The organism is Streptomyces sp. NPDC017095 (genome assembly GCF_044332325.1).
Classification (GTDB): domain Bacteria; phylum Actinomycetota; class Actinomycetes; order Streptomycetales; family Streptomycetaceae; genus Streptomyces.
Window position 1 is genome coordinate 174,759 of record NZ_JBIROU010000012.1, and the last position, 22,083, is coordinate 196,841.

22 protein-coding genes and 1 pseudogene are annotated in these 22,083 nt (G+C 74.4%); 9 read left to right on the top strand and 14 right to left on the bottom strand.

Features of this window, described 5'->3' with window-relative positions; genetic code table 11:
- Positions 1-50: 50 nt before the first annotated feature.
- A complete protein-coding gene (locus tag ACH4OA_RS24205) occupies positions 51-824 on the top strand; it encodes a class I SAM-dependent methyltransferase (protein WP_397970801.1) in 774 nt (257 codons plus the stop codon).
- On the opposite strand, the gene ACH4OA_RS24210 is transcribed toward ACH4OA_RS24205, so the two are convergent.
- The 6 genes from ACH4OA_RS24210 to ACH4OA_RS24235 all read right to left on the bottom strand — a co-directional run bounded on the left by ACH4OA_RS24210 (position 794) and on the right by ACH4OA_RS24235 (position 6,521).
- On the bottom strand, positions 794-1,537 hold the full coding sequence (locus tag ACH4OA_RS24210; protein ID WP_397937415.1) for a GntR family transcriptional regulator: 744 nt from the start codon (positions 1,535-1,537) through the stop codon (positions 794-796). The genes ACH4OA_RS24205 and ACH4OA_RS24210 overlap by 31 nt on opposite strands.
- A gap of 152 nt (positions 1,538-1,689) precedes the next feature.
- On the bottom strand, positions 1,690-2,880 hold the full coding sequence (locus tag ACH4OA_RS24215; RefSeq protein ID WP_397970803.1) for a serine hydrolase domain-containing protein: 1,191 nt from the start codon (positions 2,878-2,880) through the stop codon (positions 1,690-1,692).
- Positions 2,881-3,003: 123 nt separating this feature from the next.
- A complete protein-coding gene (locus ACH4OA_RS24220; RefSeq protein ID WP_397970806.1) occupies positions 3,004-3,972 on the bottom strand; it encodes an acetylxylan esterase in 969 nt (322 codons plus the stop codon).
- Between the two features lie 209 nt (positions 3,973-4,181).
- Positions 4,182-4,763, bottom strand: coding sequence for a hypothetical protein (locus tag ACH4OA_RS24225; protein ID WP_397970808.1), 582 nt, complete (start codon positions 4,761-4,763; stop codon positions 4,182-4,184).
- A gap of 392 nt (positions 4,764-5,155) precedes the next feature.
- The gene (locus ACH4OA_RS24230) at positions 5,156-5,911 is read right to left on the bottom strand and encodes a ferredoxin reductase (protein ID WP_397970928.1); all 756 of its coding nucleotides are present in this window, start codon (positions 5,909-5,911) and stop codon (positions 5,156-5,158) included.
- Between the two features lie 4 nt (positions 5,912-5,915).
- Positions 5,916-6,521, bottom strand: a complete 606-nt coding sequence (locus ACH4OA_RS24235) for a sulfite oxidase-like oxidoreductase (protein WP_365941680.1) — start codon at positions 6,519-6,521, stop codon at positions 5,916-5,918.
- Positions 6,522-6,736: 215 nt separating this feature from the next.
- Here ACH4OA_RS24235 and ACH4OA_RS24240 point away from each other — a divergent pair, with 215 nt between their 5' ends.
- Positions 6,737-7,498 carry a GNAT family N-acetyltransferase gene (locus ACH4OA_RS24240; RefSeq protein WP_397970810.1) on the top strand — a complete coding sequence of 254 codons (762 nt, stop codon included), beginning with the start codon at positions 6,737-6,739 and terminating at the stop codon, positions 7,496-7,498.
- Between the two features lie 221 nt (positions 7,499-7,719).
- Here the strand turns inward: ACH4OA_RS24240 and ACH4OA_RS24245 are convergent, their stop codons facing one another.
- Positions 7,720-8,160 carry a MarR family winged helix-turn-helix transcriptional regulator gene (locus ACH4OA_RS24245; protein WP_397937425.1) on the bottom strand — a complete coding sequence of 147 codons (441 nt, stop codon included), beginning with the start codon at positions 8,158-8,160 and terminating at the stop codon, positions 7,720-7,722.
- A gap of 84 nt (positions 8,161-8,244) precedes the next feature.
- On the opposite strand from ACH4OA_RS24245, the gene ACH4OA_RS24250 reads away from it, so the two are divergent.
- Entirely contained in the window at positions 8,245-9,351 is a 1,107-nt protein-coding gene (locus ACH4OA_RS24250; protein WP_397970812.1) for a hypothetical protein, read from the top strand.
- A gap of 198 nt (positions 9,352-9,549) precedes the next feature.
- On the top strand, positions 9,550-10,335 hold the full coding sequence (locus ACH4OA_RS24255) for a putative protein N(5)-glutamine methyltransferase (RefSeq protein WP_397970815.1): 786 nt from the start codon (positions 9,550-9,552) through the stop codon (positions 10,333-10,335).
- 12 nt (positions 10,336-10,347) lie between these two features.
- Here the strand turns inward: ACH4OA_RS24255 and ACH4OA_RS24260 are convergent, their stop codons facing one another.
- On the bottom strand, positions 10,348-12,429 hold the full coding sequence (locus tag ACH4OA_RS24260) for a SpoIIE family protein phosphatase (protein ID WP_397970818.1): 2,082 nt from the start codon (positions 12,427-12,429) through the stop codon (positions 10,348-10,350).
- A 326-nt stretch (positions 12,430-12,755) separates the two neighbouring features.
- Here ACH4OA_RS24260 and ACH4OA_RS24265 point away from each other — a divergent pair, with 326 nt between their 5' ends.
- Together ACH4OA_RS24265 and ACH4OA_RS24270 are read left to right on the top strand one after the other, a co-directional pair.
- Positions 12,756-13,640, top strand: a complete 885-nt coding sequence (locus tag ACH4OA_RS24265; RefSeq protein WP_397947500.1) for a hypothetical protein — start codon at positions 12,756-12,758, stop codon at positions 13,638-13,640.
- Between the two features lie 94 nt (positions 13,641-13,734).
- The gene (locus ACH4OA_RS24270) at positions 13,735-14,109 is read left to right on the top strand and encodes a hypothetical protein (protein WP_365878651.1); all 375 of its coding nucleotides are present in this window, start codon (positions 13,735-13,737) and stop codon (positions 14,107-14,109) included.
- A gap of 37 nt (positions 14,110-14,146) precedes the next feature.
- Here the strand turns inward: ACH4OA_RS24270 and ACH4OA_RS24275 are convergent.
- Positions 14,147-14,239: pseudogene (locus ACH4OA_RS24275) on the bottom strand (tautomerase family protein); the annotation flags it as partial.
- A gap of 148 nt (positions 14,240-14,387) precedes the next feature.
- Here ACH4OA_RS24275 and ACH4OA_RS24280 point away from each other — a divergent pair.
- Both ACH4OA_RS24280 and ACH4OA_RS24285 read left to right on the top strand, forming a co-directional pair.
- Positions 14,388-16,403 carry an FAD-dependent oxidoreductase gene (locus ACH4OA_RS24280; RefSeq protein ID WP_397937436.1) on the top strand — a complete coding sequence of 672 codons (2,016 nt, stop codon included), beginning with the start codon at positions 14,388-14,390 and terminating at the stop codon, positions 16,401-16,403.
- 38 nt (positions 16,404-16,441) lie between these two features.
- Positions 16,442-16,999: a PadR family transcriptional regulator gene (locus ACH4OA_RS24285; RefSeq protein WP_365941677.1), complete on the top strand. Its 558-nt coding sequence runs from the start codon at positions 16,442-16,444 to the stop codon at positions 16,997-16,999.
- Positions 17,000-17,048: 49 nt separating this feature from the next.
- On the opposite strand, the gene ACH4OA_RS24290 is transcribed toward ACH4OA_RS24285, so the two are convergent.
- On the bottom strand, positions 17,049-17,633 hold the full coding sequence (locus ACH4OA_RS24290) for a hypothetical protein (protein WP_397970821.1): 585 nt from the start codon (positions 17,631-17,633) through the stop codon (positions 17,049-17,051).
- Between the two features lie 229 nt (positions 17,634-17,862).
- On the bottom strand, positions 17,863-18,831 hold the full coding sequence (locus ACH4OA_RS24295; protein ID WP_397937442.1) for a fibronectin type III domain-containing protein: 969 nt from the start codon (positions 18,829-18,831) through the stop codon (positions 17,863-17,865).
- 417 nt (positions 18,832-19,248) lie between these two features.
- On the opposite strand from ACH4OA_RS24295, the gene ACH4OA_RS24300 reads away from it, so the two are divergent.
- Positions 19,249-19,968 (top strand): glycoside hydrolase family 75 protein, encoded by a 720-nt coding sequence (locus tag ACH4OA_RS24300; RefSeq protein ID WP_397937444.1) that lies wholly within the window; start codon positions 19,249-19,251, stop codon positions 19,966-19,968.
- Positions 19,969-19,977: 9 nt separating this feature from the next.
- Here ACH4OA_RS24300 and ACH4OA_RS24305 read toward each other — a convergent pair whose 3' ends face one another.
- The 3 genes from ACH4OA_RS24305 to dhaK all read right to left on the bottom strand — a co-directional run bounded on the left by ACH4OA_RS24305 (position 19,978) and on the right by dhaK (position 22,064).
- Positions 19,978-20,388 (bottom strand): PTS fructose transporter subunit IIA, encoded by a 411-nt coding sequence (locus tag ACH4OA_RS24305; RefSeq protein WP_365883259.1) that lies wholly within the window; start codon positions 20,386-20,388, stop codon positions 19,978-19,980.
- 7 nt (positions 20,389-20,395) lie between these two features.
- Complete coding sequence (dhaL, locus tag ACH4OA_RS24310; RefSeq protein WP_397970824.1) at positions 20,396-21,004, bottom strand: dihydroxyacetone kinase subunit DhaL; 609 nt, start codon at positions 21,002-21,004, stop codon at positions 20,396-20,398.
- 67 nt (positions 21,005-21,071) lie between these two features.
- Positions 21,072-22,064 (bottom strand): dihydroxyacetone kinase subunit DhaK, encoded by a 993-nt coding sequence (gene dhaK / locus ACH4OA_RS24315; protein ID WP_397970827.1) that lies wholly within the window; start codon positions 22,062-22,064, stop codon positions 21,072-21,074.
- Positions 22,065-22,083 lie beyond the last annotated feature (19 nt).

Below are 22,083 nucleotides of genomic sequence, written 5' to 3' on the forward strand. Positions count from 1 at the left end.
GCCGGCCGAGCGCGCGCCCGCGGTCCGCGGCGCCGCCGTAGGCTGCTGCCATGTTCGGTCCCGAAGGCCCCACCTGCCGCGAACTCGCCGTGCAGGCGCTGTCGTCCGTCGAACGCGGCTACGACCTGCTCGCACCGAAGTTCGACCGCACGCCGTTCCGCACACCCGACGGCGTACTGGACTCCGTGGCCGCGACGCTCGCCCCGCTCGGCCCGTTCACGGACGGACTCGACCTGTGCTGCGGCACCGGCGCGGGGACCCGGCTGCTCACCGGGCTGTGCCGGCGCGGCGTCACCGGGGTCGACTTCAGCGCCGGCATGCTCGACGTCGCCCGGCACCGGGTGCGGACCGCCGGTGCGCCGCGGGTCACCTGGGTACGGGCCGACGCCCGGGCCCTGCCGTTCGCCGCCGCCTTCGATCTCGTCGTCTCCTTCGGCGCGTTCGGGCACTTCCTGCCGGGGGAACTGCCGGACCTCTTCGCCGGGGTCCGGGCGGCACTGCGGCCCGGCGGCCGGTTCGCCTTCCCGGTCTTCGCCCCGCCCCGGCCCGGGCATCCCGCCTTCTGGCTGCTGCTCGGCTTCGACGCGGCCATGCGGGTACGCAACGCGCTGTGGCGGCCGCCGTTCGTCATGTACTACCGGGCGCTGCGACTCGGCACCGTGCTGCGGGACTTGGAGCGAGCGGGTTTCGCGGTCGAGCTGCGCCCCCTGCCCGGGTTCGGCCGCCGGGCGGACGGTGCCCCGCGCGGGCGGCTGGTGGTGGCCCGTGCGCCGGCTCCGGACGGCTCGCCCGGTCAGCCCGCGGCGGGCAGGGTGAACTCGTAGACCAGCGCCTCCTGTTCGGCGTTCACGACCAGATCGGTGATCTCCAGCGGGCGTGCGTACTGGTCGTGCACGCGCCGGGTCACCAGGACCGAGGAGGCGTCGCCGACCTGGGTGATGCAGTCCCGGTGGTGCAGCGAGAGCCCGGCCTTGCGCATCCAGTCGTAGGCCCGGCGCAACTGCGCGGGCGTCGCCCCGTCGGCCCGGCCCCGGTAGCGGGCCAGCTCCGCCACCTCGGCCAGCACCACCGCCGAGAACGTCGTCACCGCCGTCCGCAGCGACCGTCCGTCTTCCGTCACCGACCGGTAGCGGTGCACCAGCGTCGGCCGGTGCGGGGCCAGTCCCAGCGCCCGGGCGTGCTCGGGCGACGGCGCCTCCCAGGCCACCGTGGCCCGGTCGACCGCACAGGGGTGCGCCGGCCGGGCGCCCACCGGGAAGGTGAGCGACTCCGGTGACTCGACCGGCCGGCCCGGCAGCGTGGCATGGCTGCCCCGCCGGTCGGTGGCGACCACCCCGCTGCGGCGCAGCACCTCCAGCGCCTGCCGAACGGTCTCCCGGCTGACCCCGAAGTGCGCGGCCAGGTGCCGCTCGCCCGGCAGCCGTTCACCCGGCGGAATGGTGCCGGCGCGCAGCTCGCCGAGCAGCAGCGCCGCTATCCGTCCGTACAGGGGCCGGTCGTCGCCGGGCGGGGGGTCGTGCGGGGTGGTGCGGGCCATGCCGCGCCTCCTGTCGGTGACAAGACGTAGTCATACGGGCTCGTTGCGCGACCACAATTACCATTGGTCTAAACCACAAGGGAAGGCCGGTCCGCTGGTTCGACCGGAATCCACCCGTCTGTACGGCGGTCACCCGCCGCCACGGCACTCGTTCAGCGTGCGCGGTACAGCGCGTCCACCAGTGCCGACTTCCGCGGATCGTCGGCGATGCGCGACCCCATCCGGTTCATCACATAGCCCAGGGACACCCCCGCCTCCGGGTCGGCGAGCCCGCAGGAACCGCCGAACCCGTCATGGCCGAAAGCGCGTGGATTCGGGCCGTACGAGCCCTGCGGCCCGCTCAGCCACACCCCGAGCCCGGCCTCGGTCTCACCCTCCAGGCCCACCCCGAGCACCAGATCGCGGCAGCGGCCCTGGCCCTCGCGCACCCGCTCCGCCGCCTTTGGTGACAGCAGCCGCCGGCCGCGGTGCGCGCCACGCCCCGCGAAGACGCCGTACAGCGCCGCCACCGCACGCGCCGTGCCGTGACCGCCTGCCGCGGGTATCTCCGCCGCCCGCCAGCCGGCGCTGTTCGCCTGCGCGGCCCCGACCGCCGGATTGCTCAGGGCGGCCCGCACGGCCGGCGGCAACAGGCCGAGAGCGGCCTCCCGTTCGGCGGACGACCCGGCCGGCCGGTGCACCAGGCCCGCCGCCCGGCCGTGGTCCCGCGCCGGCAGGCCGATCGTGAAGTCGACCCCGAGCGGCCCGGTCACCTCCCGCTCCAGGAAGGCCCCCGGCCGCAGCCCCGAGACCCGCCGTACGACCTCGCCGACCAGGAAGCCGTACGTCAGCGGGTGATAGCCCGACCGGGTGCCCGGCTCCCACCAGGGCGCCATGGCGGCCAGCCGCGCGGTGGTCAACTCCCAGTCGTACAAGTCCTCCAAGGTGTGCGGCTCCCGGAATCCGGACAGCCCCGCGCGGTGTGACAGGAGGTGCCGTACCAGCACCTTCTCCTTGCCCGCCGCGGCGAACTCGGGCCAGTACGCGGCCACCGGCGCGTCGAGGTCGAGCAGCCCCCGGTCGGCGAGCAGGTGTGCGCACAGCGCGACCGGCCCCTTGGTGGTGGACCACACGTTCACCACGGTGTCCCGCTCCCAGGGCCGGCTCCGCGCCGCGTCCGCCCAGCCGCCCCAGAGGTCCACCACCGTCTCCCCGGCGACGGTGACCGCCACCGCCGCGCCGAGTTCGCCGCGCTCACGGAAGTTCTCCTCGAAAGCCTCCCGCACCGCCGCGAACCGCGGAGCGCAGTGCCCGTGGATCGGCACGGGCGTGTTCGCGGTCCTCGGTGTCTCCTGCGTGGACATGGGCCCTCCGTCGTCGCCGGGAAACCGGGCCGCGCCGGCCGGCGGCCCGGAGCCCCGAACGTACCGACTGGTCGGACAGGAGGAAAGGGGTGGTGCGGCCCGGACCGGACCGCCGGGCGGCCGTCAGGCGTACGACCGCAGCCAGCGCAGTTTCGCCGCGTCGTGGAAGGGCCCGCCGCCCTCGTGGTCGTTGAAGTCGTACACCTCGATCGCCTTGTCCTGGTGCGCCCACGCGTTGAACGCGGCGAACACGGTCGACGGCGGGCACGTCTCGTCCTCCAGGGCCACCGAGAACAGGGCCGGCGCCCGGCCCCGCGCCGCGAAGTGCACCGCGTCGAAGTACGCCAGCGTGCGCCGCACCTCCGCCGAACGCCCGCGGTGCGTCCTGAGGAACAGGCCGATCTCCCGGTACGGGTGCCGGTCCGTCAGCGTCACCGCGCGCGGGAAGTCGCACAGGAACGGCACGTCCGGGGCGACCGCGATCAGGTCGGGGACCAGCCCGGCGACGGCGAGCGTGATGCCGCCACCCTGGCTGGCCCCGGACACCACGGTCCGCGCCGCGTCGGCCAGCGGGTGCGAGCGCGCCGCCTCCACCGCGCGCACGGCGTCCGTGAACACCCGGCGGTAGTAGTAGTTCTCCGGGGCGTCGATGCCCCGCGTCATGAACCCGGGGTACGCCGGCGCCGCGCCTACCGGGTCCGCCGTCGCACCGCCGCCGCCCCAGGCGCTGCCCTGCCCGCGGGTGTCCATCAGGAAGTGCGCCCGGCCCGTCGACGCCCAGAGCAGGTTCTCCTGCGGCAGGCCGCGCCCGCCGCCGTAGCCGACGAACTCCACGACCAGCGGCAGCGGTTCCGTGGCCCCGGCGGGCAGCCGCAGCCAGCCCTTGACGGGCTGGCCGTCGAACCCGGCGAACGTCACGTCGTAGACCTCGACCGTGGTCAGACCGGCGTCCACGCGCTCGAAGCGCGCGTTCAGCTCGTGCTCACGGGCCTGCTGGAGCGTCTTCTCCCAGAAGGCGTCGAAGTCCTCCGGTTCGGTGGACTCGCTGCGGTACGCGCGGAGTTCGTCGAGAGGAAGATCGAACAGGGCCATCAACAACCGCCTTGGTGACGAAAGAGTGTGTCGGGTGTGCCGCCTCACGGTACGTGGGTGATCGGACCACTCGCCAGGGTCACCGCGGACCGGACCGTCCGGCGGTCACCGCGCCGACCGGACGAACACTCCTGGTCCGCGAGTGGGCAAGCGTTTGCTCCCGACCGGCGCGCGCACGCCCGGCCGGAGGCCGGTGACCGGACCACCGGTCACGTCCGTGGCTGGGTCCACCGCGGTCCGGTCCGCTCCCACTCCCGCTCCCACTCGGCCAGCCGATGGCGCAGGGCGATCCGCCGCTCGACCGTGCGGCTGAGGAACACCACCGTCGCCGTGCCCGTCGCCGCGCACAGCCCGACGGTCACCGCGTGCTGCCACACCGCCATGTCGTCCGGGGGCGGCGCCACACTCCGGCCCCGGGAGTCGAGCCACACCGTCACCGGCTTCCCGGGGCGGGACCCGGCGGGCACCCGGGTCCACACCGTCCGCACACCCCCGCCCGGCTCGGCCCAGCGCACCTGGGCGCGGTAGGGGAGCCGGTGGTCTCCTTCGGTGGACGGCCGCCGGGACGGCTCGTCGATCACCACGGCGCGCACCTGATGGCGCTCGGCCCGCTGCACCGCGGCGAGCGCCCGGGCCTGGCCATGGGCGTGCAGGCCCGCCGCGGCACCGACCAGGGGAGCGACGACGAGCATGAGGACGGCGACCACCAGGACCGTCCACGCCTCCACGACGTCCGACCGGCGCCGCAGCGGATTGCGCCGCCAGCGCCAGCCCCGCACCCGGGTCCGCATGTCCACCTCCTCGCTGCCGAAGGGGGAGCCGGACCGCCGGCCCCCCGCCCACGCACACGAGCGTCCTCAGGTCTCGTACCCCGTTCGGCGCACCTCGCGCACACCGCGAACAGCGAGTTCCGGCCCATCAGGCGCACGAGGACAGCCCCGCGCCCCACGATCGCGCCCGGGAGCCGCCGGCGCGAGCGGGGGAGCGGTCACGGGGGGCACCTTGCGGGGTCGGCGGCACCTTGAGGTGTCGGCGGCACCTTGCGGGGCTTGCGGGGTCGGCGGGGCCTGCGGGATGGGCCGGGCCGCGCGGGGCCACCGGGATCGCGGTGCACGGCGGGATCGGCGGGGCACGGCGGGACTCCTGGGATCAGCGGCGGCGGCCCGGGCCCCGTCCCGTCCGCTCAGCCGAACCGTTCGATGCGGATCCGGTCGACCGGCTGGCCCGCCGCCACCAGCAGCCGTGAAGCGTGCTCGGCGAAACCGTTGGATCCGCACACATAGGCTTCCCACCCACCGTCCGGCTGCTCGGCCAGGAGCGGCGCCACATGTGCGGCCGTCATCCGTCCCACCGGCACCCCGGGCGGGGCGCTGCGGGTGAACACGGGCGTGGTCTCGGGGCCCAGCTCGGCCGCGTAGATCAGCTCCTCGGGACTGCGCGCCGACACCAGCATGCGCAGCGGGACGGTGAGCCCCTGCGCCCGGTGGTACCGCACCATCGACATCAGCGGTACGACCCCGGAGCCGGCCCCGAGCAGCAGCGCCGGCCGGTCGCCCGGCCAGGCGAAGAAACCGCTCAGCGGGCCGCGCACCTCGATCGTGTCACCGGGCCGGGCCACGGTGTGGAACCAGCCGGAGACCTCGCCGTCCGGCACCCGGTCCAAGGTCAGCTCGATGCGCCCGGACTCGTCCGGCGCCGACGCGATCGAGTAGTGGCGCTGTGCCTTGTAGCCGTCCGGGGCGGTCAGCCGCAGCATCAGGTGCTGGCCCGGCAGATGCCCCGCCCACGCCGGCACCGCCAGGCGGAACGTGGCCGCGTGCGGTGTCTCGCGGCGGATCTCCGTCACGGTGGCGGTCTGCCACCGCGAGGCCGTCCCGCCGTCCACCGCGATCCGCCCCGGCACCGCGAACCGCGTCACGGCAGTCGTCGTCCCCGTCACCGTCTCAGTCACCGGAATACCGCTGCTCCTCCCACGGATTGCCGCGCGCGTGGTAGCCGTTGCGCTCCCAGAAGCCCGGCTCGTCGTGGTCCAGCAGCGTGATGCCGGCGATCCACTTGGCGCTCTTCCAGAAGTAGAGGTGGGGCACCAGCAGCCGCGCCGGACCGCCGTGCTCGGCCGGCAGCGGCGCGCCGTCGTACTCCCAGGCGATCCAGGCCCGTCCGCCGGTCAGGTCGGCGAGCGGCAGGTTGGTGGTGTAACCGGTGTGGGAGTAGGCGAGGGCATGTGTAGCGGACTTATGTGGCCGCACCACACTGAAGAAGGCGTCCAGTGAGACACCGCCGAACCGCACACCGAACTTCGACCAGCCGGTCACACAGTGGATGTCGCCCTCGTACGCCGCCGCAGGCAACGCGTGCGCGGCGTCCCAGTCCCAGGTGTGCGGGCTGTCGACCAGGCCGTCGATGCGGAAGGACCAGTCGGCGGGCGCGAGGTCCGGGGTGACCTCGGCGGACAGGACGGGCCAGTCCCCGCGCGCGTCGTACTGCCCGGGCGGCAGTCCCGGACCGGCGGCGCGCGGGCGGCCCGTGAAGCCTCGCGTGACGTTCATGCTTCAACCGTACGCTGTCGTTCCGCGTGCTCGTTCCCCGGCCGGCGCCCCCATCGTTGCGGCCGTATGAACTCTGCCGGGGCCCGGGAATACCGGTCCCGGACCGCTCCTTGCCGATCGGTGACCGGCTTCGGCCGGCCGGTGACAGAGCGAGAGAAGTGAGGAACGAGGATGCCCCAGGCGTATGACCCCAGGTCCGTGATCGAGGTGGCCGGATGAGCGCCGTGAACGGCCAGGGCGGCCCCGGCCCGACCGCCGCCGGCGCCCCGCACGTCCTCGACAACCCGGCCCGCGCCTCCCTGACCGGGCCGCACGCCCACTTCGCCGAGCGGCGCGGCCGGGTCCTGCGCTATCCCCTCGACGTCTCCCCGTGGCTGGCACTGCCGGACGAGCCGGACGCGCGGGACTGGGCGGACCTCGCCGCGCTGGCCGGTCCCGGCGCGGGGGTCCCGCTGCCCGGCTTCCGCGGGGAGGTGCCGGAGGGCTGGGAGATCACCCAGCGGGTCGAGGGCGTGCAGTACGTGGACGACGGCCTGGCCGCCGCGCCGGACCCGGAGGCGGTGCCGCTCGGACCGGCGGACGTGCCGGAGATGCTGGACCTGGTGGCGCGCACCCGGCCGGGACCGTTCCTGCCGCGCACCGTGGAACTCGGCACCTACCTCGGCATCCGCCGGGACGGGGCGCTGATCGCCATGGCGGGGGAGCGGCTGCACCCGCCGGGCTGGACTGAGATCAGCGCCGTCTGCACCGACCCCGCGTTCCGCGGCGAGGGCCTGGCGAGCCGCTTGGTCCTCGCGGTGGCGTACGGCATCCGGGAGCGCGGGGAGACGCCGTTCCTGCACACCGGTGCCGGGAACACGCACGCCATCCGGCTCTACGAGTCCCTCGGCTTCCGGCTGCGCCGCCGCACGGCGTTCCTGGAGGCCCGGACACCGCAGCGGCTGGTGAACGACCGCGAGGCGGTACCGGTGCCGTAGGCCCGGTGGCCGCTCCGGTCCGTGCGGGTGCCGGCCGGGCCGGGGCGGCGGTGGCCACGCTGGACCTACGCCGACGTAAGCCGGCGTACGCGGGCGCGCGCCGACCGGTGGCCGCTTCGGTCGGCGCCGGCGCCGGCTGGTTCTGTTGGACAAGCGCCCGGCGCCCTTCGGCCCGCACCGCCGTGGACCGGCGTGGACCGGCCCCGTGGCCGCGCCCGCCCTCAGTCCGTACCGGTGTCGGCCGAACCGGCGTTGTACCGCTCCAGGTAGGCCGCGAACCGCACCAGGTCCTCCTCCGGCCACTCGGCGAGCCGTTCCCGGAAGGCCGTCCGGCGGCTGCGGGTGACCTGGGCCAGGATCTCCCGGCCGGCCTCCGTCAGGTGCAGCACCTGCACCCGGTGGTCCTCCGGGTCCAGCCGGCGCTCGATCAGGCCGGCCCGCTCCAGCGCCGCCACCTGACGGCTCACCGTGGACTTGTCCAGCGCGTAGTGGGCCGCCAGGTCCGTCGCCCGGCAGCCGTCGCGCTCCTCCAGGTGGCCGAGCAGGGTGTACGACACGAGGGACAGCTCGGGGTGCATCCGGCCCGCCGAGGCGCGGGCCCGGCGGGCGAAGATGGTCATCTCGTGCTGGATCGTCTCGACGGCCGACTCCGCTGCGCTCACGCGAATACCTCCTCCGGGGGTTCTAGTTGTATAGTACAACTTGAACGGGAAGTTGTATAAGCCAACCTTTGGAGGTCGTGCGCGATGAGGTCACCGGCACTGCGCCATGTGCTCACGCACCTGATCACCCCGCTGCTGATGTGCATAGGCATGGGGCTCGCGTACATGGGTGCGTTCGTCACCCCGGAGCCGCACCACCTGCCGGTCGCCGTCGTCGGCACCGCCCCGCGGGCCAAGGTCTTCGCGCAGACGGTCAAGGACACCGCGGGCGAGAAGCTGGACGTCCGCACGGTGGCCACCCGCGCCGCCGCGGTCGGCCTGCTCAGGTCCCGCGAGGTGACCGGCGCCTATGTGCCGAGTGCCCAGGCGCCGGAGCTGCTGGTGGCGAGCGCCGCCTCCGACATGGGCGCGACGGCCGTGGAGAAGGTGTTCACGCCGGTCGCCGCCGAGGAGGGCCTGCCGCTGAAGATCACCGACGTGGCGCAGCCGGTCGCCGACGACCCGACCGGACAGGGCCTGTTCTTCCTGCTGATCGCGGTCAGCATCGGCTCGTACGCCTCCGTCGCCGCGCTCGGTGCCGCGGGCGCCGCGCTCCCGATGCGGATCCGCGCGCTGCTCACCCTCGGCGTCTCCGCGGTGGTCGGCGGCATCGGCGCGCTGCTCGCCGGGCCGGTGTTCCACCTCGCCCACCACGGCCTCGCGGGCGTCTGGGGCATGGCCTGGCTGTACTCGGCGGGCGTCCTCTTCATCGGCGTCGGCCTGCACACGTTCCTGAAGCGGTGGACCACGCTGACCATGATGGTGCTGTTCGTGATGCTGAACTTCACCAGTTCCGGCGGCCTGTTCCGGCCGGAACTGCAGAACGGCTTCTTCGGCGCCCTGCACGCCTTCTGGAACGGCGCCGGTTTCGTCGAGGGCGTCCGCAGCCTGCTCTACTTCGGCCACGACGGTCTCGCCCGCGAGGTGTGGACGCTCGCCGGCTGGCTGCTGGCCGGTCTCGCGGTGACGGCGGTCGCCGGACTGTACGAGCGCACCCGCCACACCCCGCGGCACTCCGCCCGCACCGCGCCCGTTACCGCCGCCGGGGCCCGGCAGGACCGGCCGGACACCGCGCAACAGGACAAGCAGGACAAGCAGGCAGAGCAGGCCGAGGAGGCCGAGGAGGAGACGGAGGAAGCGGTCGGCGTCTGATCCGGCCGTGGGATAAAGTGGCTGTCGGGCCGCGCACTTCGCGGCCCCTCGTGACGAGGAGGTGAGACCCATTACCGCTGTGTCGGCCGGGGTGCTCGCCTCTCGTGACGACGCGGTACACCGGCAGTGGTGACCGCGGGAGCGCCCTGAGATCTCGCGCTCCCGAAAGGCTTCCGGCTCCTCATGCCCGTATCCCCCATGCCCGTTCCCGCACCGCTGACCCCGTCCGCCATCGTCTCCGCGCTGCGCGCCGCCGGGTGCGTCTTCGCCGAGGACGAGGCCGAGTTGATCCTCGCCACCGCCCGCACGCCCGAGGAGGCGGCCGGCATGGTGGACCGGCGGACCGCCGGCCTCCCGCTCGAACACGTCCTCGGCTGGGCCGGCTTCCACGGGCTGCGCGTCACCGTGGCGCCCGGGGTGTTCGTCCCCCGCCGTCGTACCGAGTTCCTGGTCGACCAGGCGCTGGCCGCGGCGCCGGACGCGGCCGTCGTCGTGGACCTGTGCTGTGGTTCCGGCGCGCTCGGCGCCGCCCTCGCCCACGCCCTGGACGGCGCCGAGGTGCACGCCGCCGACATCGACCCGGCCGCCGTGCGCTGTGCCCGCCGCAACCTCGCGGCCTGCGGCGGGCGGGCCTACGAGGGCGACCTGTACGACGCCCTGCCGGCCGGCCTGCGCGGCCGGGTCGGCCTCCTGACGGCCAACGTCCCCTACGTCCCGACGGCCGAGGTGCCCCTGCTGCCGGCGGAGGCCCGCGACCACGAGCCGCTGGTCGCGCTGGACGGCGGCGCCGACGGCCTGGCCGTGCTGCGCCGGGTGGCCGACGGAGCACCCGGGTGGCTCGCCCCCGGTGGCAGCCTGCTGACCGAGACCAGCGAGCGCCAGGCACCCGCCGCCCTGCGGGCGTTCACCGACGCGGGCCTGACGGCCCGGCTGGCGGTGTCGGACGAACTCGCCGCGCACGTGGTGATCGGCGTACTGCCCTGACGCTCCGCCCGCTCACCCCGGCAGGTGCTGGGCGCGGGCGATGAGCAGGGCCACGTCGTCGTCGTTGTCCGGCTGGTGCAGGGTGCGCAGGAGGAGGTCGCAGACCTCCTCCAGGGGGCGGGCGGGATCGTCCAGGAGGGAGAGCAGGAAGGCCAGGCGCTCGTCCAGGGAGTGGCGGCGGGTCTCCACCAGACCGTCGGTGTAGAACACCAGCTCGTCACCGGGCGCGAAGTCCACCGTGACGGTGGAGAAGCCGACCCCGCCCACCCCGAGCGGCACGCCCGTCGGCAGGTCGAGCAGCTCCGGCGGGTGGCCCGGCCGTACCCGGACCGGCGGCAGATGGCCGGCGTTGGCGATCCGGCACTGGCGCAGATGCGGGTCGTGGACGGCGTACACACAGGTCGCGATGGAGTGGTCCAGGGCCGAGGTCGTCTTGTCCAGGTGCTCCAGCAGCCGGGCCGGGTCGAGATCGAGGGCGGCCAGGGTGGTGGTCGCGGTGCGCAGCCGGCCCATCGTGGCGGCTGCGCTGACGCCGCTGCCCATCACGTCGCCCACGACGAGCGCGGTCTTGCCCCCTTCCAGCGGGATGACGTCGAACCAGTCGCCGCCCACCTCGCTGGTGGTGCCCGCCGGCTGGTAGCGGGAGGCCACCTCCAGGCCGGTGGTGACCGGCGGATGGCCGGGCAGCAGGCTGCGCTGGAGGGTGAGCGCGGTGTTGCGGGCGTTCTGGTACCAGCGCGCGTTGTCGATCTGCACGGCCGCGCGGGCGGCCAGCTCCCGCGCCAGCAGCACGTCGTCCTCGTCGAACGGCGCCGGATTGCGGGTGCGTTTGAGGTCCAGCGCGCCGAGCACCTCGCCGCGCGCGATCAGCGGCACCGCGAGGTACGAGTGCAGGCCCGCCCGGCCGAGCAGCACGGCCGCGTCGGCGGAACGGGCGATCCGCGGCAGGTCCTCGTCCTTCACCCGCGGCACCAGCACCGCCTCGCCGGTGCGCACGCACTCGGTGACCAGACGGTCGGGCGCGTACCGGGCGATCTGGCCGGGCGGGTCGGCGGCCCGTACGGCGTCGCTGCCCTCCTCCGGGCGCAGGGCCAGCGCCCGGATCACCGCGGACTCCGAGGGTCCCAGCGCACTGGGCCGGCCCTCGACCACCGCGTCCAGCAGGTCCACGGCCGCCACGTCCGCCAGTTCCGGCACGGCGACCTCGGCCAGCTCCGAGGCGGTGCGCTCCAGTTCCAGCGTGGTGCCGATGCGGGCGGAGGCGTCGGCGATCACCGCGAGCCGGCGCCGCGCGGTCTCCGCCTCCACGGAGGCCCGGTGCTGCTCCGTGATGTCGACCAGCGAGACCGCCACACCGAGCACGTTGCCGAGGGTGTCCTCCAGCCGGTACAGCGAGTGCGACCAGGTGTGGTCCTCGTCCGGGTCGGCCGGGGTGCGGCCGACGAGCGTGTCGTCGACCAGCGGCTCGCCCGTCTCCAGCACCCGCCGGGCGACGGCCTCCAGCTCGCGGGCGTTCAGCAGCGGCAGCACCTCGGGCAGCGTCCGGCCCACGTGCGCGGCGACCGGCAGGCCGTTGATCCGCTCCAGGGCCGGGTTGACGGAGACGAACCGCAGCTCGGTGTCGAGGACGGCGTAGCCGATCGGGGACTGCTTCACCATGCGCTCGGACAGCGCCACGTCCTGCTCCAGCCGCCGTACGGTCGACTGGTCGGCGGCCAGCCCGAGCGCGTAGACGTCCCCGCGGTCGTCCAGCAGGCGCATGTTGCGGAACTCCACCAGACGGGTGCTGCCGTCCTTGTGCCGGACCGGGAAGCCGCCCGCCCAGCTCTGTCCGGTGCGCATCACCTCGGCGAACAGCTCGCCGACGAGCCGGATGTGCCGCTCGTGCACCATCAGCCGGGCGGCGTACTGGCCGAGGGCCTCCTGCGCGGAGTACCCGAACAGCTCCTCCGCCTGCGGGCTCCACAGCACGATCCGGCCCCGGGTGTCCAGCACCACCGACGCCACGCCCAGGACGTCGAGCAGACCGCCCGGCGGCACCGGCCCGCGCGCCGGCTCGCCGTTCTCGGCCACCGGAGCCTCGGCTGCACTCATGCCACGCACCGCCTTCGCCCGTCCGCACGGTACGACGTCCCCCGTGCCGTCTTGCCTCGTCCTGCCGTGCTCACACCCGACTCTCCGCCGCGTTCGCCGTCTGCGTCCACCTCCACCATCTCTCACCAAGGCGCGGTACGTCCGCCGGAGCCGCCGTGCGCGAGCCGCCGCGCCGTGACTCCTGCCCCGGGCTCCCGGAGCCGTGAGAGTTCACGCTCCCGTCCCGTTGTTGGTCTGTACATGACGATCTGGTCCCGCCAGACTGTCCGCCGGCGGAACGTTCCCGTCCGCCCAGCCCGTGTCCCCGCCCCTCCGAGGAGCCGCCCATGCCCGCGTCGTCCGCCCGGCAACGTTGTCGCGCAGCTCTCACCGGACTCGTCACCCTCGCCACCGCCGCCGTCGTCTCCCTCGCCGTGCCCGGGCCCGCCTCCGCGGCCGCCGTCTGGACCGAGACCGGCTCCGACCGTGCCGACCCGCTCACCGAGAGCCAGGGCCTGACCTCGGTGGAGGTGCCGGCGAACAGCCCGAACCGCTACACCGGCATCGGGACCGTTCCGCCCGGCGTCGCCGGCCGCGGCTGGAACCACGTCGGCGACCCCGACGCCTCGTACGACGGCTACTACATCGAGCCCTACCAGCGCGACTCCGGCAACTCGAAGATGTTCCGCGTGCAGGCGCCCGACGGCACCTGGTCCGAGTACGTCCACACGCTGGGCGCGGGCGAGGCGCTGAACAACTCCTGGGCCGCCGTCTCGCCCGACGGCCGGTGGATGCTGTCCGGCGAGTGGGGCACGATGACCCGCCTGCTGGTCTTCCCGGCGCCCGGCGCCAACCCGGACACCTCGCCCGCGGCGGACCTGCCGCAGGTCTCCGCCGTCCGCCTGGACCACGCCGTCCGCGACGTCCAGGGCTGCGACTTCGCCGGCCCGGTCACCCTGCTGTGCTCCTCCGACGACCCGGAGGGCAGCCTGTTCGGCCTCACCAAGCCGCTCCTCCAGATCGACCTGTCGGCCGCGCCGAACGGCACCGCCGACGTCCTCGGCCATGTCACGGCGCTGCGCCAGCTGCCGCTGCGCAGCTCCTGCACGGGCACCTTCGAGGCGGAGGGCATCGACTACGACCGCCGCAGCGGCGTCCTGCGCGTGATCGTCGTCTCGCCCGGCTTCTGCGTGCTGACGGACAGCAAGACGTACAAGTTCGCCCGCGGCTGAGGTGTGCGCGGCTGCCCGTGGTGTTTTCCTGGGGGTGGACGAGGCACGACGGGGTACACCGTCTCCTCGTAGCACGGCCACGAAAGGAGCGATGATGGCAGACACGGAGCAGCCGCATCCGGACACCGTCTCGGTGGAGATCAGCGGATATTCCAAGGACGACGCACGGCTCGTCTTCGAAGCGCTCAGCGCCTGCTTCGCCTCCGACCGGGCTCCCGGGGAAGCGCCCCAGCAGCTCCACGAGAGCCGTCCGATGGTGTGGCTCGGGACCTTCGACGTCGCGGACGCCCGGGAGCACGACTGCCCGGCGGTCCGCCTGGACTCGCCCGTCCAGGCGGACGTCCAGGGCAGCTACCAGGCGGTGGAGCGGTTCCGGCAGACCCTGGACTCGATGTTCACCGTGCAGGAGACCTGCACGGCCTCCGGCGACCAGGAGCGGGATCTGCACCTGCGCCTGGAGAGCCGCTGACCCCTCCTCGCCCCCGCGCCCCGGCCGGCTCCTCGTCGGCCGGGGCGTACTGCGCCAGGCCGTGGCCGAAGGACCAGTCAGGCGAGGCGTGCTCGGTCAGGGTCACGAAGACGTTGCGGGGCTCGGTGCCGGTGCGCCGCCGGTTTGGTCACCGGTGAGTGTACATACTAGTAGGTACAGAGTGGTGGGAGTCACCCTCCAGCGGTTATGCAACTAGTTGCACAAGGCATCGGGGTTCCTCTACAACAAGAGGCGACGACACCGTGTACGGAGGGCCGATGAGCCGTTACCCGCATCTGATGACCCCGCTCGACCTGGGCTTCACCACGCTGCCCAACCGCGTCCTCATGGGCTCGATGCACGTGGGCCTGGAGGAGGCCGAGCGCGGCTTCGAGCGGATGGCGGCGTTCTACGCGGCCCGCGCGCGCGGCGGGGTGGGACTCATCGTCACCGGCGGCATCGCGCCCAACGAAGAGGGCCGGCCGTACGAGGGCGGGGCCATGCTCACCACCGAGGAGGAGGCCGAGCCGCACCGCACCGTCACCGAGGCCGTACACCGCGAGGGCGGCCGGATCGCCCTGCAGATCCTGCACTTCGGCCGGTACGCCTACCACCGCGACCTCGTCGCGCCCAGCCCGCTCCAGGCGCCCATCAGCCCCTTCGTGCCGCGCGAGCTGACCGACGCCGACATCGAGCGCACGATCGACGACTACGCCCGCACCGCCCGCCTCGCCCGGCGGGCCGGCTACGACGGCGTGGAGATCATGGGCTCCGAGGGCTATCTGATCAACGAGTTCACCGCCGCGCCCACGAACCGGCGCGACGACCGCTGGGGCGGCTCGTTCGAGAACCGGACCCGGTTCCCGGTCGAGATCGTCAAGCGGGTGCGCGAGGCCGTCGGCGAGGACTTCATCGTCATCTACCGGCTGTCCATGCTGGACCTGATCCCCGGCGGCTCCTCCCTGGAGGAGGTGATCGCCCTCGGCAAGGCCGTCGAGGCGGCCGGCGCCACGCTCATCAACACCGGCATCGGCTGGCACGAGGCCCGCATCCCCACCATCGCCACCTCCGTGCCGCGCGGCGCCTACACCTGGGTCACCAAGCGGCTCATGGGCGAGGTCTCCGTGCCGCTGATCACCACCAACCGCGTCAACACCCCCGATCTCGCCGAGGAACTGCTGGCCGACGGCTACGCGGACATGGTGTCCATGGCCCGCCCGATGCTCGCCGACCCCGACTTCGTCGCCAAGGCCGCCGCCGGCACCCCGGAGGCCATCAACACCTGCATCGGCTGCAACCAGGCCTGCCTCGACCACAGTTTCAGCGGGCAGCTCACCTCCTGCCTGGTCAACCCGCGCGCCTGCCACGAGACCGAGCTGGTCCTCGCGCCGACCCGGCTGAAGAAGCGGATCGCGGTCGTCGGCGCCGGTCCGGCCGGCCTCGCCTGCGCGGTCTCCGCCGCCGAACGCGGCCACGCCGTCACCCTGTTCGACGCCGGCAGCGAGATCGGCGGGCAGCTCAACGTCGCCCGCAAGGTGCCGGGCAAGCAGGAGTTCGACGAGACGCTGCGCTACTTCCGCCACCAGCTCCAGGCGCACGGCGTCGACGTACGCCTGGACACCTGGGTGGAGGCCGGCGACCTGGCGGACTTCGACGAGGTCGTCGTCGCCACCGGCGTCACCCCGCGCACCCCGGACATCCCCGGCGTCGACCACCCCCGCGTCGTGGGCTACCTCGACGTGCTGCGCGACGGCGCCCCCGTCGGCGACCGGGTCGCCGTCCTCGGCGCCGGCGGGATCGGCTTCGACGTCGCCGAGTACCTGACCGACGCCGGGGACAAGGCGAGCGAGGACCCGCAGACGTACTTCAGGCACTGGGGCGTCGACACGGAGTACCGGACGCCCGGCGGCCTCACCGCGCCGCGGCGGCCCGCCCCGCCCCGCCAGGTCCACCTGCTCCAGCGCAAGGCCACCAAGGTCGGCGCCGGACTCGGCAAGACCACCGGCTGGATCCACCGCGTCGAGCTGAAGCACCGGGGCGTCACCATGGTGCCGGGCGTGCGCTACGACCGGATCGACGACGCCGGTCTGCACATCACCGTCGGCGGCGAGAGCACGGTCCTGGAGGTCGACACGGTGGTGCTGTGCACCGGCCAGGAGCCGCGCCGCGACCTGTACGAGACACTGGTCGCCGCCGGCCGCCGCGCGCATCTGATCGGCGGCGCCGACGTGGCCGCCGAACTGGACGCCAAGCGCGCCATCAAGCAGGGCACCGAGCTGGCGGCGGCGCTGTAGCCGCCGGGCGCCGTGGGCGACGTTCCTAGGATGAGGCCATGTCACTCCCGCACGCGATCCTGACCGCCCTGCTGGAAAAGCCGTCGTCGGGCCTGGAGCTGACCCGCCGGTTCGACAAGTCGATCGGCTACTTCTGGTCCGCGACGCATCAGCAGATCTATCGCGAGCTGGGGAAACTGGAGGCCGAGGGCTTCATCCGCGCGCTGCCGGCCGAACAGCCGGCCCGCGGGCAGAAGAAGAGCTACGAGGTGCTGCCCGCGGGCCGGGCCGAACTGGCCCGCTGGACCGCCGCCGCGCAGGACCCCCGGCCGATGCGGGACCCGCTGCCGCTGCGGCTGCGCGCGGCGGCCGTGGTCGGCACGGCCGGCCTGGAGGCCGACCTGCGCCGCCATCTGGAGCTGCACCGGCGGCAGTTGGCCGAGTACCAGGCGATCGAGGACCGCGACTTCCCGCCGGACCGCGACACCCCGCAGGACCGGCTGCACCACCTGGTCCTGCGGGCCGGGATCGACCTGGAGAACTTCTGGATCCGGTGGCTCGCCGACGCCTTGGCGGAGTTCGACGCACGGCCGGGGGAGCGGCCGGAAGAGGACTGAGGGCCGGCTCCCCGGACCGCCGCCCGGCCGGGGACGCCCGGCGGCCGGCTCAGAGCCGGTACGGCCCGGAGCGGCGGCGCAGGACCCAGCCGGTGGCCACGACACCGGTGGCGACCAGGGCCGCGCCGACGCCGAGCGTCAGGGGGCCGTAGTCGCGGGCGGCGCCGCCGAGGCCGCCCATCACGCCCCGGGACGGGGCCGGAGCGGTCGTCGCCGAGATCGTCGGCCTGGTCTGCGGGCTGGTCTGGGGCCGGGTCTGCGCGCTGGGCTGCGCGGCCGCAGCGGAGACGATCACCGACTGGCTGCCCGCGGTGCTGCCGCTGGAGCAGACCACCACCACGGTGTAGGTGCCCGGGCTCACCGCGGACCAGGCCGCGGACTGGCTGACGGACGTGCCGGCCAGACTCACCTGCCGGCCCTGGGAGAAGTTCGCCTGGCGGCTGCCGAGCAGCGCCGAGGTGCCCCAACTGCCGTTGATCTGGGTGCACGCGCTGGTGACCACCGAGACCGTCGAGCCGATGGTGCTGACCGAGATGCCCGAGGCCGCGGCGGTCGGCCCGGCGAGCGCGGCCGGGAGGACGGCGGCGGCCGCCAGGGTCAGGCCGGAGCGGAGCAGGAGTCGCGAGTTGTCCATGGGACTGGCCTCCGGCGGCACGGTCGGCGGTACGTCCGATGCGCCGCCGGGGATCGGGGAACGCCCGTGCTGCCTCAACCGCAGCCAACGCCCCGCCGGTCACCGGCGCACCCGGGGGAGGACCGATCAGGTGACCGCGGCGGGTTCCCGCGCACCGGACCGCCGGTGCCCGTCGGCCGTGACCGTGACCGGCGCCGTCCCGTCGTGTCCGGCCGCCGCGCGGGCGGGGTCAGCCGCCCGTGGTGACCGTCCGCTCCGCCGACCAGCCGCCCCAGGTGCCGTCCGGCAGCCGGGCCCGCAGCCGCACCCGGTGCTCCTCGCCTGCGGCGGTGCCCGCGTAGAAGCTGTGGTGCGCCCGGCCGCTCGGCGGTGCGCCGCCCCAGACGAGCGAGGAGTCCGTGCCGCCGTCCAGCCTGATCAGGTATTCCGTGATCACGCCGTCCACGCGCGGCGGGTCCCAGGCGAGGTCGATGTAGTAGGCGCCGCCGGACCGGTGGGCGGTCGCGGTGAACGAGGCGGGCGCGGTGTTCCGACCGTCGTCGTGGCCTGGTGTGGTGAGACGGACCGGTGCGCCGGCGGGGGAGAGGTTGTCGGCCGCGTCCCGGGCCCGCACCGTGAAGACGTACCGGCCGCCCGGGCGCAGACCGGTGACGACGGTGGCGGTCTGGTTCGCGCCGACGCTGTGGATCTTCACCCCGCCCTGGTAGACGTCGTACGACAGCACGCCCCGGTCGTCCCGGGACGCGCTCCAGGACAGCTGGGCGGCGCGGCTGCCCACGGCCCGCCCGGTGGCCTTGCCCGGCCGGGTGGGAGCCGAGCGGTCCGCCGCCGTGACGGCCGGTGTGCGGGCCCGCACCGCCGCGCTCGGCGGACCCAGCCGGCCCGCGGTGTCCCGGGCCCGCACGGTGAAGGCGTACCGGGTGGACGGCCTGAGCCTGGTGACGTCCACCATGTGCTGCGCACCCGGTACTTCGGCCACTTTCGTGGTGTCCCGATATACCTCGTACGTACGGACCCCGGCGCTGCGCGGTGCCGCGTTCCACATCACGTGCACGCTCGTGGCGCTGCCCGCGGTGGCCGTGACCCCGGCCGGGGCGCCCGGTATCCGGCCCTCGTCCGCGGCCCGGCCCCAGCCGCAGGACGCGACCAGCAGCACCACGCCGCAGACCAGCACGAGCGCAAGCGGAACGCGTCGCACGGCACTGCCCTCCCGACGGACCGGATATCCTCTAAAGGTCCGGACCAATAGTGGCCCGGCCGGGGGCCCGCAGCAAGGGGCCGTGCTGGTGACCACCGCCCGGCGTTACGTATGCTGGCGTTCCCTACGGCTGAACTGCCCGCCAGGACAGGGAAGTTCACGCCCATGGCGCGGACACGCTGTCGTCGCCGATCCCGCGCCGGCGCGGGTGGCCGGGGAGCCGGGCGGCACCCGCTCCGGATCCCCGGCCCCTGTCGTCCCCGCCGGGTGCCCCGGCGGCCGGCGCCGCTCCGCTGTCCCCTTACGGAGTGTCAGGAGCGTGCTCCATCCGGCCCCTTCGCGGTGGCTCCCGTGGCCGCACGCCCGTTCCCCCCGCACAGTGGGCTCGGTTCGTCCCCGACGAGAGGGTCCTCCATCGTGCGTGTCCCGTCCCTGACGCTGGCAGCGGCCGGCGCCGCCCTGCTCGCCCCGGCGGCGCTGCCCGCCCCGGCCACCGCCGTCCCGCCGCCCGTGCGGCCCACGGCCCCCGGCGAGGGCGCGGTCACCGCCGCGGACCTCCTGGCCCGGGCCGGCGCGTGCAGGCAGCTCTCCCGGGGCCGGTACCGCACCGACGCGGACGGCCGCGCGACCGTGCGGGTCTGCGGCACCCGCGACGCCGTCTTCTGGAAGGCCGACCTGGACGTCGACTGCGACGGGCGGCCCACCGCCCGCTGCAACCGCCGCACCGACCCGCTGTTCGCCGACACCACCGCCTTCCAGCAGTCCGACGGCCGCCAGCTCACCTCCGAGACCCTGCCCTACATCGTGGTCCCGGCACCCAGCCGCCGCTGGAACCCCCACGCGTCCGGCGTGCGGGGCGGCTGCGTGGCCGCCGTCGTCTACCGCGACCGGGTGCGGTACGCGGTCGTCGGCGACACCGGCCCGCGCGACCTCATCGGCGAGGCGTCCTACGCCGCCGCACGCGCCCTCGGCATCCGGCCGGACCCGGTCGAGGGCGGGGCGCCCTCCGGCGTGACGTACATCGTCTTCCGCGACTCCCGGGTCCGCCGTATGGAGGACCGGGCGGCGACGGCCGCGGAGGGCGAGCGGCTGGCCAGGCGCTTCATCGGCAAGCACCGGCCGGCCGTCGCCCGGTAGCGGACGCCGTCACACCTTGCGGTAGCCGTACGCCTCCGCCGCCGCGGCCTCCACCGCGTCCAGATCGGCACCCGTGGCGGCGGTGACCACCGCCGCCACCGCGCCCTCGACGAACGGCGCGTCCAGCAGCCGGGTGCCGGCCGGCAGCTCGTCGCCCTCGGCGAGCAGCGCCTTCACCGTGAGCACGGCGCTGCCCAGATCGGTGAGCACCGCCACGCCGGCGCCCCGGTCCACCGAGGCCGCCGCGGCGGATATCAGCTCGGCGCTGGTGCCGAGCCCGCCGCCCTCGGTGCCGCCCGCCGGGGCCACCGGTACCGCGTCCGCGCCGCCCGCCAGGCCCATCGCGAGCCGGGCGACGGAGGCGGCCACCTCCGCGCTGTGCGACACCAGTACGATCCCGACCCGCTTGTCGTCCGTCACCTTGTCCTCACTCACCGTCCGCCTCCGCCGTCTCGGCCAGCGCGGCGATCAGCAGCGCCGACGAGGTCGCCCCCGGGTCCTGGTGGCCGATGCTGCGCTCGCCCAGGTAACTGGCCCGCCCCTTGCGCGCCCGCAGCGGCGTGGTCGCCAGCGCGCCCTCCTCGGCGGCGGTCCGCGCGGCGGCGAACCCCGAACCGAGCGCGTCCACGGCCGGCACCAGGGCGTCGATCATGGTCTTGTCGCCCGGCGCCGCTCCGCCGAGCTGCATCACCGCGTCCACGCCCGTCCGCAACGCCGCGGCCAGCTCCGCCACGCCGACCTCGGCGGCATCGCCGAGCGCCTTGCCGGTCCGGCGCAGCAGGGTGCCGTACAGCGGCCCCGACGCACCGCCGACGGTCGATATCAACTGCCGTCCGGCCAGGGCCAGGACGGCCCCCGGGGTGCCCGGGGCCTCCTTCTCCAGGGTGGCCGTCACGGCCGTGAACCCGCGCTGCAGATTGCTGCCGTGGTCGGCGTCCCCGATGGCCGAGTCGAGGGTGGTGAGCCGCTCCGCCTCGCGGGCGACGGACGCGGCGGCCGCCGTCATCCAACGGCGGAAGAAATCGGCGTCGAGCACTGGATCTCCTTGTGTTCTAGGGCCGTTGACCATGCGGCCGGCACCGGTGGCCGGCTGCCGGTGCGGATCACATGCCCCAGCGCAGGGCCGGGGTGTTCACGGGCGCGTCCCACAGCCGCAGCAGCTCCTCGTCGGCCTGGCACAGGGTCACCGAGGCGCCCGCCATGTCCAGGGAGGTGACGTAGTTGCCGACCAGGGTGCGGGCCACGGCCACACCGCGCTCCCGCAGCACCCGCTGCACCTCGGCGTGGAACCCGTAGAGCTCCAGCAGCGGGGTCGCGCCCATGCCGTTGACCAGCACCAGGACGGGGTTGCGTGGCGGCATGTCCTCCAGGACGGCGTTGACCGCGAAGTCGGCGATCTCCCCCGACGTCATCATCGGCCGCCGCTCCCGGCCGGGCTCGCCGTGGATCCCGACGCCCAACTCCAGTTCGCCCTCCGGCAGGTCGAAGGTGGAACTGCCCTTCGCGGGCGTCGTGCAGGCACTGAGGGCCACGCCGAAGCTGCGGGAGTTGTCGTTGACCCGGCGGCCGATCGCCTCCACGCGCTCCAGCGGCTGGCCCTCGGCCGCGGCGGCGCCGGCGATCTTCTCCACGAAGAGCGTCGCGCCGGTGCCCCGGCGGCCCGCCGTGTAGAGGCTGTCGGTGACCGCCACGTCGTCGTCGACGAGCACCTTGGCCACCTGGATGCCCTCGTCCTCGGCGAGTTCCGCGGCCATGTCGAAGTTCAGCACGTCACCGGTGTAGTTCTTCACGATGAACAGCACGCCCGCGCCGCTGTCCACGGCCGCCGCGGCGCGCGCCATCTGGTCCGGCACCGGTGAGGTGAAGACCTCCCCGGGACAGGCGGCGGCGAGCATGCCCGGGCCGACGAACCCGCCGTGCAGCGGCTCGTGGCCGGACCCGCCGCCCGAGACGAGGGCGACCTGCCCGGCCACGGGCGCGTCCCGGCGGACGATCACCCGGTTCTCCACGTCCACGATCAGCTCGGGGTGCGCGGCGGCCATACCGCGCAGCGCGTCCGCCACGACCGTCTCCGGTACGTTGATCAACATCCTCATGGGTGTCTCCTCGTGAGCC

What these genes read in the sequence shown, in the direction of transcription:
- ACH4OA_RS24205 (WP_397970801.1), top strand. Translation starts at nt 51, where the DNA reads ATGTTCGGTCCCGAAGGCCCCACCTGCCGCGAACTCGCCGTGCAGGCG.
- ACH4OA_RS24210 (WP_397937415.1), bottom strand. Translation starts at nt 1,537, where the DNA reads ATGGCCCGCACCACCCCGCACGACCCCCCGCCCGGCGACGACCGGCCC.
- ACH4OA_RS24215 (WP_397970803.1), bottom strand. Translation starts at nt 2,880, where the DNA reads ATGTCCACGCAGGAGACACCGAGGACCGCGAACACGCCCGTGCCGATC.
- ACH4OA_RS24220 (WP_397970806.1), bottom strand. Translation starts at nt 3,972, where the DNA reads ATGGCCCTGTTCGATCTTCCTCTCGACGAACTCCGCGCGTACCGCAGC.
- ACH4OA_RS24225 (WP_397970808.1), bottom strand. Translation starts at nt 4,763, where the DNA reads ATGCGGACCCGGGTGCGGGGCTGGCGCTGGCGGCGCAATCCGCTGCGG.
- ACH4OA_RS24235 (WP_365941680.1), bottom strand. Translation starts at nt 6,521, where the DNA reads ATGAACGTCACGCGAGGCTTCACGGGCCGCCCGCGCGCCGCCGGTCCG.
- ACH4OA_RS24240 (WP_397970810.1), top strand. Translation starts at nt 6,737, where the DNA reads ATGAGCGCCGTGAACGGCCAGGGCGGCCCCGGCCCGACCGCCGCCGGC.
- ACH4OA_RS24250 (WP_397970812.1), top strand. Translation starts at nt 8,245, where the DNA reads ATGAGGTCACCGGCACTGCGCCATGTGCTCACGCACCTGATCACCCCG.
- ACH4OA_RS24255 (WP_397970815.1), top strand. Translation starts at nt 9,550, where the DNA reads ATGCCCGTTCCCGCACCGCTGACCCCGTCCGCCATCGTCTCCGCGCTG.
- ACH4OA_RS24260 (WP_397970818.1), bottom strand. Translation starts at nt 12,429, where the DNA reads ATGAGTGCAGCCGAGGCTCCGGTGGCCGAGAACGGCGAGCCGGCGCGC.
- ACH4OA_RS24265 (WP_397947500.1), top strand. Translation starts at nt 12,756, where the DNA reads ATGCCCGCGTCGTCCGCCCGGCAACGTTGTCGCGCAGCTCTCACCGGA.
- ACH4OA_RS24270 (WP_365878651.1), top strand. Translation starts at nt 13,735, where the DNA reads ATGGCAGACACGGAGCAGCCGCATCCGGACACCGTCTCGGTGGAGATC.
- ACH4OA_RS24280 (WP_397937436.1), top strand. Translation starts at nt 14,388, where the DNA reads ATGAGCCGTTACCCGCATCTGATGACCCCGCTCGACCTGGGCTTCACC.
- ACH4OA_RS24285 (WP_365941677.1), top strand. Translation starts at nt 16,442, where the DNA reads ATGTCACTCCCGCACGCGATCCTGACCGCCCTGCTGGAAAAGCCGTCG.
- ACH4OA_RS24290 (WP_397970821.1), bottom strand. Translation starts at nt 17,633, where the DNA reads ATGGACAACTCGCGACTCCTGCTCCGCTCCGGCCTGACCCTGGCGGCC.
- dhaK (WP_397970827.1), bottom strand. Translation starts at nt 22,064, where the DNA reads ATGAGGATGTTGATCAACGTACCGGAGACGGTCGTGGCGGACGCGCTG.